The organism is Enterobacter sp. FUJ80071, assembly GCF_038739915.1.
In the GTDB taxonomy this organism is placed as follows: domain Bacteria; phylum Pseudomonadota; class Gammaproteobacteria; order Enterobacterales; family Enterobacteriaceae; genus Enterobacter; species Enterobacter kobei.
Genome location: NZ_JBBXKH010000001.1, coordinates 3,564,671 through 3,581,216, shown reverse-complemented (window position 1 = coordinate 3,581,216; position 16,546 = coordinate 3,564,671). Strand labels below are relative to the sequence as shown.

The 16,546-nt window shown below is 53.7% G+C and carries 8 protein-coding genes, 1 tRNA gene, 3 rRNA genes and 1 pseudogene; 7 read left to right on the top strand and 6 right to left on the bottom strand.

Annotated elements, in window-relative coordinates; translation table 11 throughout:
- The first annotated feature begins 1 nt into the window (after position 1).
- The 6 genes from clpB (at position 2) to AAER43_RS17285 (ending at position 9,487) form a co-directional block, all read left to right on the top strand.
- Entirely contained in the window at positions 2 to 2,575 is a 2,574-nt protein-coding gene (gene clpB / locus AAER43_RS17310) for an ATP-dependent chaperone ClpB (RefSeq protein WP_014884862.1), read from the top strand.
- A gap of 429 nt (positions 2,576 to 3,004) precedes the next feature.
- Positions 3,005 to 4,544 (top strand): 16S ribosomal RNA (locus AAER43_RS17305).
- Positions 4,545 to 4,629: 85 nt separating this feature from the next.
- A tRNA-Glu gene (locus tag AAER43_RS17300) sits at positions 4,630 to 4,705 on the top strand.
- A 191-nt stretch (positions 4,706 to 4,896) separates the two neighbouring features.
- Positions 4,897 to 7,800, top strand: a 23S ribosomal RNA gene (locus AAER43_RS17295).
- 65 nt (positions 7,801 to 7,865) lie between these two features.
- Positions 7,866 to 7,981 (top strand): 5S ribosomal RNA (gene rrf / locus AAER43_RS17290).
- The 16S, 23S and 5S rRNA genes sit together here with 1 tRNA gene alongside, the layout of an rRNA operon.
- A gap of 210 nt (positions 7,982 to 8,191) precedes the next feature.
- A complete protein-coding gene (locus AAER43_RS17285) occupies positions 8,192 to 9,487 on the top strand; it encodes an MFS transporter (RefSeq protein WP_047344914.1) in 1,296 nt (431 codons plus the stop codon).
- On the opposite strand, the gene AAER43_RS17280 is transcribed toward AAER43_RS17285, so the two are convergent.
- The 6 genes and pseudogenes from AAER43_RS17280 to trxC form a co-directional block, all read right to left on the bottom strand.
- Entirely contained in the window at positions 9,484 to 9,807 is a 324-nt protein-coding gene (locus AAER43_RS17280; protein ID WP_014884860.1) for a YfiM family lipoprotein, read from the bottom strand. The genes AAER43_RS17285 and AAER43_RS17280 overlap by 4 nt on opposite strands.
- Positions 9,808 to 9,852: 45 nt before the next feature.
- Positions 9,853 to 11,208, bottom strand: a complete 1,356-nt coding sequence (pssA, locus tag AAER43_RS17275; protein WP_050862343.1) for a CDP-diacylglycerol--serine O-phosphatidyltransferase — start codon at positions 11,206 to 11,208, stop codon at positions 9,853 to 9,855.
- A pseudogene (locus tag AAER43_RS17270) lies at positions 11,192 to 11,233 on the bottom strand (hypothetical protein). The gene pssA and the pseudogene AAER43_RS17270 overlap by 17 nt, the downstream one beginning before the upstream one ends.
- Positions 11,234 to 11,318: 85 nt before the next feature.
- Positions 11,319 to 13,982 carry a protein lysine acetyltransferase gene (gene pat / locus AAER43_RS17265; protein WP_110820635.1) on the bottom strand — a complete coding sequence of 888 codons (2,664 nt, stop codon included), beginning with the start codon at positions 13,980 to 13,982 and terminating at the stop codon, positions 11,319 to 11,321.
- A gap of 35 nt (positions 13,983 to 14,017) precedes the next feature.
- Positions 14,018 to 14,716 (bottom strand): tRNA-uridine aminocarboxypropyltransferase, encoded by a 699-nt coding sequence (tapT, locus tag AAER43_RS17260; RefSeq protein ID WP_050862345.1) that lies wholly within the window; start codon positions 14,714 to 14,716, stop codon positions 14,018 to 14,020.
- Between the two features lie 69 nt (positions 14,717 to 14,785).
- Positions 14,786 to 15,205 (bottom strand): thioredoxin TrxC, encoded by a 420-nt coding sequence (gene trxC, locus AAER43_RS17255; protein WP_014884856.1) that lies wholly within the window; start codon positions 15,203 to 15,205, stop codon positions 14,786 to 14,788.
- A gap of 204 nt (positions 15,206 to 15,409) precedes the next feature.
- Between trxC and AAER43_RS17250 the strand changes: the two genes are divergently transcribed.
- On the top strand, positions 15,410 to 16,540 hold the full coding sequence (locus AAER43_RS17250; RefSeq protein ID WP_050862346.1) for a tRNA/rRNA methyltransferase: 1,131 nt from the start codon (positions 15,410 to 15,412) through the stop codon (positions 16,538 to 16,540).
- The last annotated feature ends 6 nt before the right edge of the window (positions 16,541 to 16,546 follow it).

Below are 16,546 nucleotides of genomic sequence, written 5' to 3'. Positions count from 1 at the left end.
TATGCGTCTGGATCGTCTTACTAATAAATTCCAGCTTGCTCTTGCCGATGCCCAGTCGCTCGCGCTGGGGCACGACAACCAATTCATCGAACCTCTTCATTTAATGAGCGCCTTGCTGAATCAGGAAGGGGGATCGGTACGTCCTTTATTAACGTCTGCTGGCATTAATGCTGGCCAGTTACGCACCGCTATCGATCAGGCACTGAGCCGTTTACCGCAGGTAGAAGGTACCGGCGGTGATGTTCAGCCGTCTCAGGATCTGGTGCGCGTGCTGAACCTTTGCGACAAGCTGGCGCAAAAACGTGGGGACAACTTTATTTCGTCAGAGCTGTTTGTTCTGGCGGCGCTTGAATCACGCGGTACCTTAACCGACCTGCTGAAATCTGCCGGTGCAACCACCGCCAATGTGACTCAGGCGATTGAGAAAATGCGCGGAGGTGAAAGCGTGAACGATCAGGGAGCCGAAGACCAACGTCAGGCTTTGAAGAAATTTACGGTCGATCTGACCGAACGTGCTGAGCAGGGCAAACTTGACCCGGTCATCGGCCGTGACGAAGAGATCCGCCGTACGATTCAGGTATTGCAGCGTCGTACCAAGAACAACCCGGTTCTGATTGGTGAGCCCGGTGTGGGTAAAACCGCCATTGTTGAAGGGCTGGCGCAGCGTATCGTAAACGGTGAAGTGCCGGAAGGGCTGAAAGGTCGCCGCGTGCTGGCACTGGATATGGGGGCGCTGGTGGCCGGGGCGAAATACCGCGGTGAGTTTGAAGAGCGTCTGAAAGGTGTGCTTAACGACCTGGCTAAACAGGAAGGCAACGTCATTCTGTTTATTGACGAACTGCACACCATGGTGGGGGCCGGTAAGGCCGACGGCGCGATGGATGCCGGGAACATGCTGAAACCAGCCCTGGCACGTGGTGAACTGCATTGCGTTGGCGCCACGACGCTGGATGAGTACCGCCAGTACATTGAGAAAGATGCTGCTCTGGAACGTCGTTTCCAGAAAGTGTTTGTTGCCGAGCCAAGCGTTGAAGATACCATCGCGATTTTGCGTGGTCTGAAAGAACGTTATGAGCTGCATCACCATGTGCAAATCACCGACCCGGCGATTGTGGCGGCTGCGACGCTTTCGCACCGTTATATTGCTGACCGTCAGTTGCCGGATAAAGCGATCGACCTGATTGATGAAGCGGCGTCGAGCATTCGTATGCAGATTGACTCGAAACCGGAAGAACTGGACAGGCTCGACCGTCGTATCATTCAGCTCAAGCTGGAACAGCAGGCGCTGAAGAAAGAGTCTGATGAAGCCAGTAAGAAACGCCTCGATATGCTCAACGAAGAACTGGACGACAAAGAGCGTCAGTATTCTGAGCTGGAAGAAGAGTGGAAAGCCGAGAAAGCTTCACTGTCTGGCACGCAGACCATTAAAGCGGAACTTGAGCAGGCGAAAATCGCCATCGAACAGGCTCGCCGTGTGGGCGATCTGGCGCGAATGTCCGAGTTGCAGTACGGCAAAATCCCGGAGCTGGAAAAACAGCTTGAGATCGCCACGCAGTCGGAAGGCAAAACCATGCGTCTGTTACGTAATAAAGTGACGGATGCAGAAATTGCAGAAGTGCTGGCTCGCTGGACCGGTATTCCGGTGGCGCGCATGATGGAAAGCGAACGCGATAAACTGCTGCGTATGGAGCAGGATCTGCATCAGCGCGTGATCGGTCAGGACGAGGCGGTTGAAGCCGTCTCCAATGCCATCCGCCGTAGCCGTGCGGGGCTGTCCGATCCTAATCGCCCGATTGGTTCGTTCCTGTTCCTGGGGCCGACCGGTGTCGGTAAGACCGAGCTGTGCAAAGCGCTGGCTAACTTTATGTTCGATAGCGACGATGCGATGGTGCGCATCGACATGTCCGAGTTTATGGAAAAACACTCCGTCTCGCGTCTGGTCGGGGCGCCTCCAGGATATGTCGGTTATGAAGAAGGTGGCTATCTGACAGAAGCGGTGCGTCGCCGTCCTTATTCCGTCATTCTGCTGGATGAGGTGGAAAAAGCGCACCCGGATGTGTTCAACATTCTGCTTCAGGTGCTGGATGATGGCCGTCTGACTGACGGGCAGGGGAGAACGGTCGACTTCCGTAATACTGTCGTCATTATGACATCGAACCTGGGTTCTGATTTGATTCAGGAACGTTTCGGTGAGCTGGACTACGGCCATATGAAGGATCTGGTTATGGGGGTTGTCAGCCATAGCTTCCGTCCAGAGTTCATCAACCGTATTGATGAAGTGGTGGTGTTCCATCCTCTGGGTGAGAAACACATTGCGTCGATTGCGCAGATCCAGCTGCAGCGTCTGTACAAACGTCTGGAAGAGCGTGGATATGAAATTCACATCTCTGACGATGCGCTGAAACTGCTGAGCGAGAACGGTTATGATCCAGTGTATGGTGCGCGTCCGTTGAAACGTGCTATCCAGCAGCAGATCGAAAACCCGCTGGCGCAGCAGATCCTGTCCGGGGAGCTGATTCCGGGCAAAGTTATTCGTCTGGAAGCCAACGACGATCGCATTGTGGCAGTGCAGTAAGTCACAAAACGCAAAAACGAGCCGCTTGCGGCTCGTTTTTGTTTAAAAACCAGGCGAGAATTGAGGTCTGGGAAGTGTTTTGCCTGGAAAGTGAGCAGTCAGTAAATAATTTTCACTTTATCCTTGCAGGTTCGGAATTACTCCCTATAATGCGCCTCCACTGACACGGAACAACGGCACACACGCCGCCGGGTCAGCAGAGAAAAGCAAAATAAACGCTTGACTCTGAAAGAGGAAAGCGTAATATACGCCACCTCGCAACGGTGAGCGAAAGCCGCGTTGCACTGCTCTTTAACAATTTATCAGACAATCTGTGTGGGCACTCAAAGTGACATGGATTCTTAACGTCGCAAGACGAAAAATGAAAACCAAGTCTCTGAGTGAACATACGTAATTCATTACGAAGTTTAATTCACGAGCATCAAACTTAAATTGAAGAGTTTGATCATGGCTCAGATTGAACGCTGGCGGCAGGCCTAACACATGCAAGTCGAACGGTAGCACAGAGAGCTTGCTCTCGGGTGACGAGTGGCGGACGGGTGAGTAATGTCTGGGAAACTGCCTGATGGAGGGGGATAACTACTGGAAACGGTAGCTAATACCGCATAACGTCGCAAGACCAAAGAGGGGGACCTTCGGGCCTCTTGCCATCAGATGTGCCCAGATGGGATTAGCTAGTAGGTGGGGTAACGGCTCACCTAGGCGACGATCCCTAGCTGGTCTGAGAGGATGACCAGCCACACTGGAACTGAGACACGGTCCAGACTCCTACGGGAGGCAGCAGTGGGGAATATTGCACAATGGGCGCAAGCCTGATGCAGCCATGCCGCGTGTATGAAGAAGGCCTTCGGGTTGTAAAGTACTTTCAGCGGGGAGGAAGGTGTTGTGGTTAATAACCGCAGCAATTGACGTTACCCGCAGAAGAAGCACCGGCTAACTCCGTGCCAGCAGCCGCGGTAATACGGAGGGTGCAAGCGTTAATCGGAATTACTGGGCGTAAAGCGCACGCAGGCGGTCTGTCAAGTCGGATGTGAAATCCCCGGGCTCAACCTGGGAACTGCATTCGAAACTGGCAGGCTAGAGTCTTGTAGAGGGGGGTAGAATTCCAGGTGTAGCGGTGAAATGCGTAGAGATCTGGAGGAATACCGGTGGCGAAGGCGGCCCCCTGGACAAAGACTGACGCTCAGGTGCGAAAGCGTGGGGAGCAAACAGGATTAGATACCCTGGTAGTCCACGCCGTAAACGATGTCGACTTGGAGGTTGTGCCCTTGAGGCGTGGCTTCCGGAGCTAACGCGTTAAGTCGACCGCCTGGGGAGTACGGCCGCAAGGTTAAAACTCAAATGAATTGACGGGGGCCCGCACAAGCGGTGGAGCATGTGGTTTAATTCGATGCAACGCGAAGAACCTTACCTACTCTTGACATCCAGAGAACTTAGCAGAGATGCTTTGGTGCCTTCGGGAACTCTGAGACAGGTGCTGCATGGCTGTCGTCAGCTCGTGTTGTGAAATGTTGGGTTAAGTCCCGCAACGAGCGCAACCCTTATCCTTTGTTGCCAGCGGTTAGGCCGGGAACTCAAAGGAGACTGCCAGTGATAAACTGGAGGAAGGTGGGGATGACGTCAAGTCATCATGGCCCTTACGAGTAGGGCTACACACGTGCTACAATGGCGCATACAAAGAGAAGCGACCTCGCGAGAGCAAGCGGACCTCATAAAGTGCGTCGTAGTCCGGATTGGAGTCTGCAACTCGACTCCATGAAGTCGGAATCGCTAGTAATCGTAGATCAGAATGCTACGGTGAATACGTTCCCGGGCCTTGTACACACCGCCCGTCACACCATGGGAGTGGGTTGCAAAAGAAGTAGGTAGCTTAACCTTCGGGAGGGCGCTTACCACTTTGTGATTCATGACTGGGGTGAAGTCGTAACAAGGTAACCGTAGGGGAACCTGCGGTTGGATCACCTCCTTACCTTAAAGAACCTGCCTTTGTAGTGCTCACACAGATTGTCTGATGAAAAGTAAATAGCAAGGCGTCTTGCGATTGAGACTTCAGTGTCCCCTTCGTCTAGAGGCCCAGGACACCGCCCTTTCACGGCGGTAACAGGGGTTCGAATCCCCTAGGGGACGCCACTTGCTGGTTCGTGAGTGAAAGTCGCCGACCCCCATATCTCAAAACTCATCTTCGGGTGACGTTTGAGATATTTGCTCTTTAAAAATCTGGATCAAGCTGAAAATTGAAACGACACACATATTATGTGTGTTCGAGTCTCTCAAATTTTGCAAACCGATGATGAATCGAAAGAAACATCTTCGGGTTGTGAGGTTAAGCGACTAAGCGTACACGGTGGATGCCCTGGCAGTCAGAGGCGATGAAGGACGTGCTAATCTGCGAAAAGCGCCGGCGAGGTGATATGAACCTTTGACCCGGCGATGTCCGAATGGGGAAACCCAGTGTGTTCCGACACACTATCGTTAACTGAATACATAGGTTAACGAGGCGAACCGGGGGAACTGAAACATCTAAGTACCCCGAGGAAAAGAAATCAACCGAGATTCCCCCAGTAGCGGCGAGCGAACGGGGAGCAGCCCGGAGTCTGAATCAGCTTGTGTGTTAGTGGAACGGTCTGGAAAGTCCGACGGTACAGGGTGATAGTCCCGTACACGAAAATGCACAGGTTGTGAACTCGAAGAGTAGGGCGGGACACGTGGTATCCTGTCTGAATATGGGGGGACCATCCTCCAAGGCTAAATACTCCTGACTGACCGATAGTGAACCAGTACCGTGAGGGAAAGGCGAAAAGAACCCCGGCGAGGGGAGTGAAAAAGAACCTGAAACCGTGTACGTACAAGCAGTGGGAGCCTCTTTATGGGGTGACTGCGTACCTTTTGTATAATGGGTCAGCGACTTATATTCTGTAGCAAGGTTAACCGAATAGGGGAGCCGAAGGGAAACCGAGTCTTAACTGGGCGTTAAGTTGCAGGGTATAGACCCGAAACCCGGTGATCTAGCCATGGGCAGGTTGAAGGTTGGGTAACACTAACTGGAGGACCGAACCGACTAATGTTGAAAAATTAGCGGATGACCTGTGGCTGGGGGTGAAAGGCCAATCAAACCGGGAGATAGCTGGTTCTCCCCGAAAGCTATTTAGGTAGCGCCTCGTGAACTCATCTTCGGGGGTAGAGCACTGTTTCGGCTAGGGGGCCATCCCGGCTTACCAACCCGATGCAAACTACGAATACCGAAGAATGTTATCACGGGAGACACACGGCGGGTGCTAACGTCCGTCGTGAAGAGGGAAACAACCCAGACCGCCAGCTAAGGTCCCAAAGTCATGGTTAAGTGGGAAACGATGTGGGAAGGCACAGACAGCCAGGATGTTGGCTTAGAAGCAGCCATCATTTAAAGAAAGCGTAATAGCTCACTGGTCGAGTCGGCCTGCGCGGAAGATGTAACGGGGCTAAACCATGCACCGAAGCTGCGGCAGCGACACTATGTGTTGTTGGGTAGGGGAGCGTTCTGTAAGCCGTTGAAGGTGGCCTGTGAGGGTTGCTGGAGGTATCAGAAGTGCGAATGCTGACATAAGTAACGATAAAGCGGGTGAAAAGCCCGCTCGCCGGAAGACCAAGGGTTCCTGTCCAACGTTAATCGGGGCAGGGTGAGTCGACCCCTAAGGCGAGGCCGAAAGGCGTAGTCGATGGGAAACAGGTTAATATTCCTGTACTTGGTGTTACTGCGAAGGGGGGACGGAGAAGGCTATGTTAGCCGGGCGACGGTTGTCCCGGTTTAAGCATGTAGGCGGAGGTTCCAGGTAAATCCGGTACCTTTTAACGCTGAGGTGTGATGACGAGGCACTACGGTGCTGAAGTAACAAATGCCCTGCTTCCAGGAAAAGCCTCTAAGCATCAGGTAACACGAAATCGTACCCCAAACCGACACAGGTGGTCAGGTAGAGAATACCAAGGCGCTTGAGAGAACTCGGGTGAAGGAACTAGGCAAAATGGTGCCGTAACTTCGGGAGAAGGCACGCTGATATGTAGGTGAAGCCCCTGCGGGTGGAGCTGAAATCAGTCGAAGATACCAGCTGGCTGCAACTGTTTATTAAAAACACAGCACTGTGCAAACACGAAAGTGGACGTATACGGTGTGACGCCTGCCCGGTGCCGGAAGGTTAATTGATGGGGTTAGCGGTAACGCGAAGCTCTTGATCGAAGCCCCGGTAAACGGCGGCCGTAACTATAACGGTCCTAAGGTAGCGAAATTCCTTGTCGGGTAAGTTCCGACCTGCACGAATGGCGTAATGATGGCCAGGCTGTCTCCACCCGAGACTCAGTGAAATTGAACTCGCTGTGAAGATGCAGTGTACCCGCGGCAAGACGGAAAGACCCCGTGAACCTTTACTATAGCTTGACACTGAACACTGGTCCTTGATGTGTAGGATAGGTGGGAGGCTTTGAAGCGTGGACGCCAGTCTGCGTGGAGCCGACCTTGAAATACCACCCTTTAATGGCTGGTGTTCTAACGTAGACCCGTAATCCGGGTTGCGGACAGTGTCTGGTGGGTAGTTTGACTGGGGCGGTCTCCTCCCAAAGAGTAACGGAGGAGCACGAAGGTTAGCTAATCCTGGTCGGACATCAGGAGGTTAGTGCAATGGCATAAGCTAGCTTGACTGCGAGAGTGACGGCTCGAGCAGGTGCGAAAGCAGGTCATAGTGATCCGGTGGTTCTGAATGGAAGGGCCATCGCTCAACGGATAAAAGGTACTCCGGGGATAACAGGCTGATACCGCCCAAGAGTTCATATCGACGGCGGTGTTTGGCACCTCGATGTCGGCTCATCACATCCTGGGGCTGAAGTAGGTCCCAAGGGTATGGCTGTTCGCCATTTAAAGTGGTACGCGAGCTGGGTTTAGAACGTCGTGAGACAGTTCGGTCCCTATCTGCCGTGGGCGCTGGAGAATTGAGGGGGGCTGCTCCTAGTACGAGAGGACCGGAGTGGACGCATCACTGGTGTTCGGGTTGTCATGCCAATGGCACTGCCCGGTAGCTAAATGCGGAAGAGATAAGTGCTGAAAGCATCTAAGCACGAAACTTGCCCCGAGATGAGTTCTCCCTGAGACTTTAGGTCTCCTGAAGGAACGTTGAAGACGACGACGTTGATAGGTCGGGTGTGTAAGCGCAGCGATGCGTTGAGCTAACCGATACTAATGAACCGTGAGGCTTAACCTTACAACGCCGAAGCTGTTTTGGCGTGAGAGAGACGATTTTCAGCCTGATACAGATAACAGAATTTGCCTGGCGGCTTTAGCGCGGTGGTCCCACCTGACCCCATGCCGAACTCAGAAGTGAAACGCCGTAGCGCCGATGGTAGTGTGGGGTCTCCCCATGTGAGAGTAGGGAACTGCCAGGCATCAAATAGAAGAACCCCGTACCGTAAGGTGCGGGGTTTTTTGCTTTTGGTTTTTTTTCCCCTGGCCTTTCTCTTAATCTCTTACCCTGCTAATGGAATGTGTGATCCCTGTCTCAATGTTATTTATAACAAAATTATAACATTTCATTTACGAGGTAATTGAGTCTCCTGGCTCAATACACCGCTGTTTATGGCAGGAGCATAATCACAATGACAGAAAGTATTACATCAAACGGGACGCTGGCTAACAGTGATACCCGAAGAAGGGTATGGGCAATCGTCAGCGCCTCTTCCGGGAATCTGGTTGAATGGTTTGACTTCTACGTCTACTCATTCTGTTCACTCTACTTCGCACATATCTTCTTCCCGTCCGGCAACACCACAACACAGCTACTACAAACGGCAGGGGTATTTGCCGCCGGATTCTTAATGCGACCCATTGGGGGCTGGCTGTTTGGGCGTATTGCGGATCGTCGCGGGCGCAAGGCCTCCATGCTGATCTCGGTTTGTATGATGTGCTTTGGATCTCTGGTGATCGCCTGCTTACCAGGATATGAATCGATCGGGACATGGGCGCCTGCGCTGCTTTTGCTGGCTCGCTTATTCCAGGGACTATCGGTGGGCGGTGAATACGGTACCAGTGCGACCTACATGAGTGAAGTTGCCCTGGAAGGCCGCAAAGGTTTTTACGCCTCATTCCAGTACGTCACGCTCATTGGTGGTCAATTGCTGGCGATTCTTGTGGTGGTGATCCTGCAGCAGATCCTGACAGACGAACAACTTCACACCTGGGGATGGCGAATTCCTTTCGCACTGGGCGCAGCACTGGCGATTGTCGCACTTTGGTTACGCCGTCAGTTAGATGAAACCTCGCAGAAAGAGGTCAGGACGCTAAAGGAGGCGGGAACATTCAAAGGTTTATGGCGAAACCGCAAAGCTTTCCTGATGGTGCTGGGCTTCACTGCGGGCGGCTCTCTCAGTTTTTACACTTTCACCACCTATATGCAAAAGTATCTGGTGAACACCACCGGAATGCACGCAAACGTCGCCAGCGTTGTTATGACAGTGGCACTTTTTGTCTTTATGCTCATACAACCGATTATCGGTGCGCTTTCCGATAAGATTGGTCGCCGTACGTCAATGCTGATCTTTGGTGGGCTGTCAGCGCTGTGTACTGTCCCTATTTTGACAGCCCTTCAGCATGTCTCCTCGCCATATGCCGCATTTGCACTGGTGATGCTGGCGATGGTGATTGTCAGTTTCTACACCTCGATCAGCGGAATACTGAAAGCCGAAATGTTCCCGGCACAGGTACGAGCGCTAGGGGTAGGGCTCTCATATGCGGTAGCCAATGCGCTGTTTGGCGGATCGGCGGAGTATGTAGCGTTGTCGCTTAAATCATGGGGAAGTGAAACGACATTCTTCTGGTATGTGACGGTAATGGGGGTGCTGGCCTTTATTGTCTCCCTGATGCTGCATCGCAAAGGGAAGGGCATTCGTCTTTAATAATGCGCCATCTGCCAGACGGCATAACCGGTGGTTGCACCGGCGACGTCCCAGGCGAAATCTTTCCAGCTCCAGCCGCTCCCCGCGGGGCGGCTATCCCACAGTTCTTTTGATGCTCCAAGGCTTACTGAGAACATCAATCCTATCGCTGCGCTCCGGTCCCGGCTGTATCCCTGATGCTGTGCATATTCGTTACCGGCTGCAGACAGCATTGCGGAGGCGAGGAAGTGCTGAGCCTTATCCTGTCCGGACCAGCTATCGTTGGCCATATGGCTGCAGCCACTCAGAAAGAGGACGCTCAGTAGCAGAGAAGTACGCATCAACGGGCTCCATAAAAAAGCCCTGTGGGTGACAGGGCTCTGACATTACAGAATACGGCTGATAAGTCGGTCGATACGGATACGACGTAAACGGCGGATCAACTTACGGACTTTCACCGGATAATCGGCAATGCTCTGTAGTTCGCGGTAATGGTTAACCACCGTAGTATGCGTGCGAATCAACTCCAGCTCACGTTCACGCTGGGCGGCTAACTCATGCTGCGGGTCATGGATGAGAATGGCGTTTTCCAGATCCAGTCTCCAGGCGCGTGGGTTAAGGTTGTTACCGGTCAGCAGCATCCACTCATCGTCGACCCACATTCCTTTCAGGTGGTAACTGTTGTCTTCATCTTTCCACAGACGCACAACCAGCTGGTCAGTGTTGACGTAGTACTGTAAACGGCTCAGGAAACGACGCAGGTTAATCTCATAAAGATAAGGCAGCGCACCGATGATTTTGAACGGCTGGTCTTCAGGGATGAAAAAGTCGTTTGCTGTTTTATCGCCGACGATAATTTCCACTTTTTTACCGTCGCGCAGTAGCTGAATGATATTTCGCACCAGCACGGCAGGAAGGTTGAAGTATGGCGTACAGATGGTGAGTTTCTGCTCTGCGCATGGCATCAAATGGAAGATCGTTTTGTTCAGCAGGCTTGATTTGCCGAGCCCTACCAGCGGGGTAACAGATAACTCTTCGTTGTTCTCATCGCCCTGGAAATGGTAGACCGCATCGCGCAACTCCTGGCGGAAAGCGCGAACATCATTTTTGATCTCCGGGCTTTTAGGACGCTCAGGATCGTCAAGGCGATTAACACCACGACCGTGTACCAGGTTTTTATCAACCCAGTTGAACATGATATCGGCCATCTGTGGATTACGAATCAGGTGGTAGCGGTCGTAGCGATATTTATCGAGCTGATGAAGGTAGACATCATTCAGGCTTGCGCCGCTGTACAGGACGCTGTCATCAATGATGAACCCTTTAAAATGAAGGACACCGAGTGCTTCACGGGTATTAACGGGTACGCCATAAACAGGGACATCGACGCCAGGATTTTCCTGCGCCGTGCGGCAATACCAGTCTGCATTAGTATTGGAAGCGGCTGCGCCGATACGGCCACGCTGAGCGCGATGCCAGTCAACCAGTACGCGAACATCCAGTTCCGGACGCTGACGTTTAGCTTCATAGAGTGCGTTGAGGATCGCACGACCGCCTTCATCTTGTTCAAGATACAGGGCCACAATGCAAATGCGTCGCGTGGCGCTGGCAATCTTTTCCAGAAGCGTTTCCCGAAAATGAGCGGGAGCATAAAAGAACTCTACATCATCAACTGACTGAGAAATCTTCGGTAGTTGAGCAAGGTGTTGTTGATGTTTATTACGCTTAAATTTTGACAACATCACAGTGCGTTTCTTCTCTGTTCATTGAAGGGTTGTCTGTACCATGCAAACAACATAAGCGGACAATGATACCACCAGTCCCGTCCAAAGTGGGTAACATTTCCAGTAGGTTACTCGTGTTTGTCTGCTGATGTCAGGACGAGGGACAAGGCAACAATACCTTCCTCCAGCTGAATATCAACGTCAAATCCGAGTTTTCGCGCCAGGGTCACCATACCGCGATTGTTTGGCATAGTAATGCCATTCAGGCGCAACAATCCGTGATCTCGCGTATAACTGATGAGTTTTTCCAGCAGTCGTCTACCCAGCCCCAGGCCTTTAAGATCGGAGCGCACCAGCACGGCAAACTCCGCATCGACATTATCCGGGTCAGAAATGGCTCGCGTGACGCCGAGGATCTCATCATCATGACCTGCACGACGCACGGCAACAAACGCCATTTCTCGATCGTAGTCGATCTGGGTCATATTGGCTAAATCATCGTGGGTAAATTCGTTGATTTCGCTAAAATAGCGGTAGTAGAGATCTTCTTTTGTAACCTGAGAGATAAAGGCCCGCAGCTGGGGTTCATCTTCCGGCAGAATTGGGCGGAACAGGACGCGTTCCCCGTTTTTCATCTCTACCCACTCCTCCAGATGCAGAGGATATGGACGGATTGCCAGGCGGCTCTCTCTGTCCCCTTCGAAGGGCGCGATATCCAGCGTCACGTCCAGCGCCGTAAACTCATTGCCGGAAGCGAGTAGCGGATGGATATCCAGCTGCTGGATCTCGGCACAATCCACGATCAGATTAGACACCTGCACCAGGAATTGACTTAACCCGGCAATATCGAGCGGACGCAAGGCACTGCGGCCACGGATCTTTTTGCTTTTAATCGCCTGAATGATCAGATAGCGCGCGAGGTTCATGTTCAGCGGCGGTAAAGCAACGACAGCCTGTTCCTCCGGGCGCCACTCCACGCCACCTTCTCCCAGCATAATAAGCGGGCCGAAGACGGGATCGTGCTCTACCACGACTCGTAGTTCCTGAGCGCCTGCGCGGTTAGCCATGCTTTGTACCAGCAGTCCGTGGATCCGGGCCTGCGGCCAGGCCATCTTAACGCGGTCAAAAATGGCATCAGCTGCCTGCTGTACCTCCGTTGCCGTACGCAGATATAACATGACACCCTGAACATCTGATTTATGCGGTATATCGGGAGAGCGCAGCTTAAGAGCGACCGGATAGCCAATCTGCTCCGCAATATGTACTGCCTCGGCGCTGTCGCTGGCGATCCAGGTTGGCAGGGTTTGCATCCCGTAGCTGCCCAGAATGGGCTGCACTTCATGCGTATCAAGCGATGTCGCGCCCTCTTCAATAGCCTGCTGCAAGAGTCGATGAACGTCGACGGTATTCGCCGTCAGGTTACCAGGTAGCGCCGGGGTTTCGCGTAGCTGCTTCTGATTGCGGCGATATTCCACCATATGCATAAATGCGGTGATGGTCCCTTCCGGCGTACGGTAGGTTGGCAGACCGGCTTCGCTGAACAGACGTCGTGCCTCCTGAGATGAAAACTCACCGCACCAGTTTGTCAGCAGAGTGACATATTTGCCGCGCGGATGGTTGCGTACAGCTTCAATTAACGCGCGCGCACTTTCACTGCCCGGCGCGACTGCGCTGGGGGAGTGGATAATCATCAATGCATCGAAGTCCTGACTATCCAGCAAAATTGAGATAGCCCGAATATAGCGATCGCTGCTGGCGTCATCGCGCAAATCAAGCGGATTGCCGGGCATCACGCTTGTCGGAAGCGCCTCTCTGAGGCGTTGAAGCGTCTCTTCACCCAGCGTTGCCAGCTTTCCGTTGCGCAGCCACAGTTCATCCAGCGCAAGCGCAGCAGGGGCCGCACCATTGCTGACAATCATTAACTTCTCGCCACGCAGTGGGCGCATGTGGCTGAGTGTCTCAACGGCGGAAAAAAGCTCGTGCGTATCCTGCACCCGCAGTAACCCCGCGCGCTGGATGGCGGCATCCCAGGCGGGATCCATGCCGGAATGAGACTGCAGGAGACGCTGGGCAGCAGGACTGCGACCGCTTTTGATAACCAGGATCGGCTTATTGCGCGAAGCACTTCGCGAAGCCGATACAAAACGACGGGCGTCGCTCAGATGCTCAAGATAAAGGAGTATCGCGCTGGTTTTGCTGTCACGAGCCAGGAAATCCAGAAGCTCATCAACGTCGATATCCAGGCTGTCGCCCAGGGCAATGAAGTAGGAGAAACCCATTTCGCGCTGTTGCGCCCAGTCGAGGATAGTGTTCGATACTGCAGCCGACTGCGAGATAAACGCCAGTTTGCCTTTGCGGATCGGTACCGGGGAGAAACTGGCATTCAACCCCTGCCAGGGGGCGAGTAGGCCCAGGCTATTCGGGCCAAGGATACGCATCTGGTAGCGGCTGGCGTAGGCGAGCAGTTCGGGTTGCTGTTCAGGTGGAGACGAGAGAATAATGCAGGTTTTACACCCTTTCTTGCCAAGTGCTTCCAGCAGTTCCAGATTGCGTTTCGCATTCGTACACAGCACGGCGAGGTCCGGCACAAAAGGCAGGCTCTGCACATCTGGCCATGCCAGCACCCCCTGAACGGCCTTATAAGCCGGCGTGACGGGCATGACGGGGCCATTAAATCCTCCCGCGAGCAGGTTGCGCATCATCAGATAGCCTGCCCGATCCGGTTTCATGGATGCGCCGATAACGGCAATGGATTTAGGACGTAATAGCGCTTCTAACCCTCGCTGGCTCATGCAAGTCTCCCGTGATTGCAAGCGACCTGATGATTTTAAACGCTTTCTGACGCTGTTGCTGTGATGCTGCCCTTATGAATGGTTTTTCCCGCCAGATAGCGTTCCCGGAAACAAGAGAAATGGTTGCCCAGGGCGCCTGCTGCTGCGGTATCCCCGGCTATATCCAGCAGCGCGATGGCCACCTCGGCGGTGCAATATTGTCCGTCAGCATGCGCTTCACGCAGGCGATAAGCCGAGACGCGGGAAAGATCGACAGAAATGACCGGCAGCGCGTCAAGGTAAGGGCTTTTGCGAAACATTTTCCGCGCTTCGGTCCATGTGCCGTCCAGCATAATAAACAGCGGTGGCTTACCGGATGGTGGCGCCGAAAGCACCTGACGATTGTCGCCTGCGTAAGAGGCCGGGAAAACGACCATCGGCTGATAGTCCGGGTTTGTCACCAGATCGAGCAGGGCCTGTGGCGGCTCGGTGCGGGACCATTGAAACGCGGCAGTATCCGGCAGAATATCGGCAATCAGCCGCCCTGTATTACTGGGTTTCATCGGCTCGGTATCAAACATGACCAGACAAAAACGGCTTTTAGCCGTACTGGGTGCCAGCGTTTCGCACAGGCAAACTTTAAGCGGAAGCAGGCAGCGCTGGCAGCGACGAATGCGATTGCCACGGGCAAGAAAAGGACGAGTGGCGCGCGCAAGGCGTTCGGCGCGTAACAGGAGGACAGCGTTATCGTTCATGGGCGAAGTGAAGGAAAAACGCCATTTTCGCAGAGGCGGGAGCGGGGCACAAGATGTGCCCCGTGAAAGTTACAGTGATTCGTTTAACCAGCTGTCAAACGGCGCTTTCGGTACTGCGCCATTGAGCATGTCGACGACTTCACCGTTTTTAAAGATCATAATGGTCGGGATGCTGCGAATGCGGAAACGTGCGCTAAGCTCGCGTTCCGCCTCGGTATTCACCTTAACAAAACGCATCTTACCGCTGCGCTCTTCGGCCACGTCTTCAAAGATTGGCGCGAAGCTTCGGCATGGACCGCACCACGGTGCCCAGAAATCGACCACCACCGGGAGATCGTCCTTGAGGAGTTTGTCCAGCGTAGCACCCGTCGCGTTAATGACATCGCCATCAAACAGTTCGTGGCCACAACGTCCGCATTTCGCACCATCGTCAATCCGATCGTCCGGAATGCGATTAAGAGCCTGACAGTTGGCACATACGGTATTCATAACTAACCTCTGATAGAGCCGTGGGACAGCGGCAGAACGCCGATAATGTTTCTAATATGTTACATATTATCAATGAGCCTGTTTGAAACAACAATGCGTTTTATTCAATGAGAACAATAGTCACAGGCTTTTGTATGAAATTATGGCTATGCGCTGGCACATCGGGTAATCTGCGCGCTTCGCGCAGCGCTGGTGGAGAAAAGCATGAACGACGAAATGAAAAATAAAAGCGGCAAGGTCAAAGTGATGTATGTCCGCAGTGATGATGACTCTGATAAACGCACCCAAAATCCGCGTACCGGAAAAGGTGGCGGGCGTCCGGCGTCTTCTCGTGCAGACGGTGGCCGTCGCCCCGCCCGCGATGACAGAAACACCCGCGGTGATGACCGCAAACGTGACGATCGCAAACGCGATGACCGTCCGCGTTCCGACCGCCCACGTAGTGACCGTCCACGCGACGATCGTCCGCGTGATGACTTCTCGCGTGACAACGCCTCCCCGTGGCGCACCGTTTCTCGCGCCCCTGGCGATGAGACGCCAGAGAAAGCCGATCACGGCGGTATCAGCGGCAAAAGCTTTATCGATCCGGAAGTGCTGCGCCGTCAGCGTGCGGAAGAGACTCGCGTGTATGGCGAGAACGCCTGCCAGGCGCTGTTCCAGAGCCGTCCTGAGTGTATCGTCCGCGCCTGGTTTATCCAGAGCGTGACCCCGCGCTTTAAAGAAGCACTGCGCTGGATGGCTGCGAACCGTAAAGCCTACCACGTGGTGGATGATGCCGAGCTGACCAAAGCGTCCGGTACCGAGCACCACGGCGGCGTCTGCTTCCTGATCAAAAAACGTAACGGCACCACCGTGCAGCAGTGGGTCAGCCAGGCGGATGCCGATGACTGCGTGCTGGCGCTAGAAGATGTAGGCAACCCGCACAACCTGGGCGCGATGATGCGCAGCTGCGCACACTTTGGCGTGAAGGGTGTGCTGTTACAGGATGCCGCACTGCTGGAATCCGGTGCCGCGATCCGCACAGCAGAAGGCGGAGCGGAGCATGTGCAGCCGATCACCGGCGACAGCGTGCTGGACGCCCTTGAGCAGTTCCGTAAAGCGGGTTATTCCATCGTGACCACGTCGAGCCATGCTGGTACGCCGCTGTTTAAAGCGACGCTGCCGCGTAAAATGGTGCTGGTATTAGGTCAGGAACGTGACGGTCTGTCTGACGCGGCGCTCTCCAGTGCGGATTTTAGCGTCTCTATCGACGGGACAGGTAATGTAGAAAGTCTGAACGTATCCGTTGCGACCGGCGTACTGCTGGCCGAGTGGTGGCGTCAGAATAAGGCATAAGCCTCT

What these genes read in the sequence shown, in the direction of transcription:
- clpB (WP_014884862.1), top strand. Translation starts at nt 2, where the DNA reads ATGCGTCTGGATCGTCTTACTAATAAATTCCAGCTTGCTCTTGCCGAT.
- AAER43_RS17285 (WP_047344914.1), top strand. Translation starts at nt 8,192, where the DNA reads ATGACAGAAAGTATTACATCAAACGGGACGCTGGCTAACAGTGATACC.
- AAER43_RS17280 (WP_014884860.1), bottom strand. Translation starts at nt 9,807, where the DNA reads ATGCGTACTTCTCTGCTACTGAGCGTCCTCTTTCTGAGTGGCTGCAGC.
- pssA (WP_050862343.1), bottom strand. Translation starts at nt 11,208, where the DNA reads ATGTTGTCAAAATTTAAGCGTAATAAACATCAACAACACCTTGCTCAA.
- pat (WP_110820635.1), bottom strand. Translation starts at nt 13,982, where the DNA reads ATGAGCCAGCGAGGGTTAGAAGCGCTATTACGTCCTAAATCCATTGCC.
- tapT (WP_050862345.1), bottom strand. Translation starts at nt 14,716, where the DNA reads ATGAACGATAACGCTGTCCTCCTGTTACGCGCCGAACGCCTTGCGCGC.
- trxC (WP_014884856.1), bottom strand. Translation starts at nt 15,205, where the DNA reads ATGAATACCGTATGTGCCAACTGTCAGGCTCTTAATCGCATTCCGGAC.
- AAER43_RS17250 (WP_050862346.1), top strand. Translation starts at nt 15,410, where the DNA reads ATGAACGACGAAATGAAAAATAAAAGCGGCAAGGTCAAAGTGATGTAT.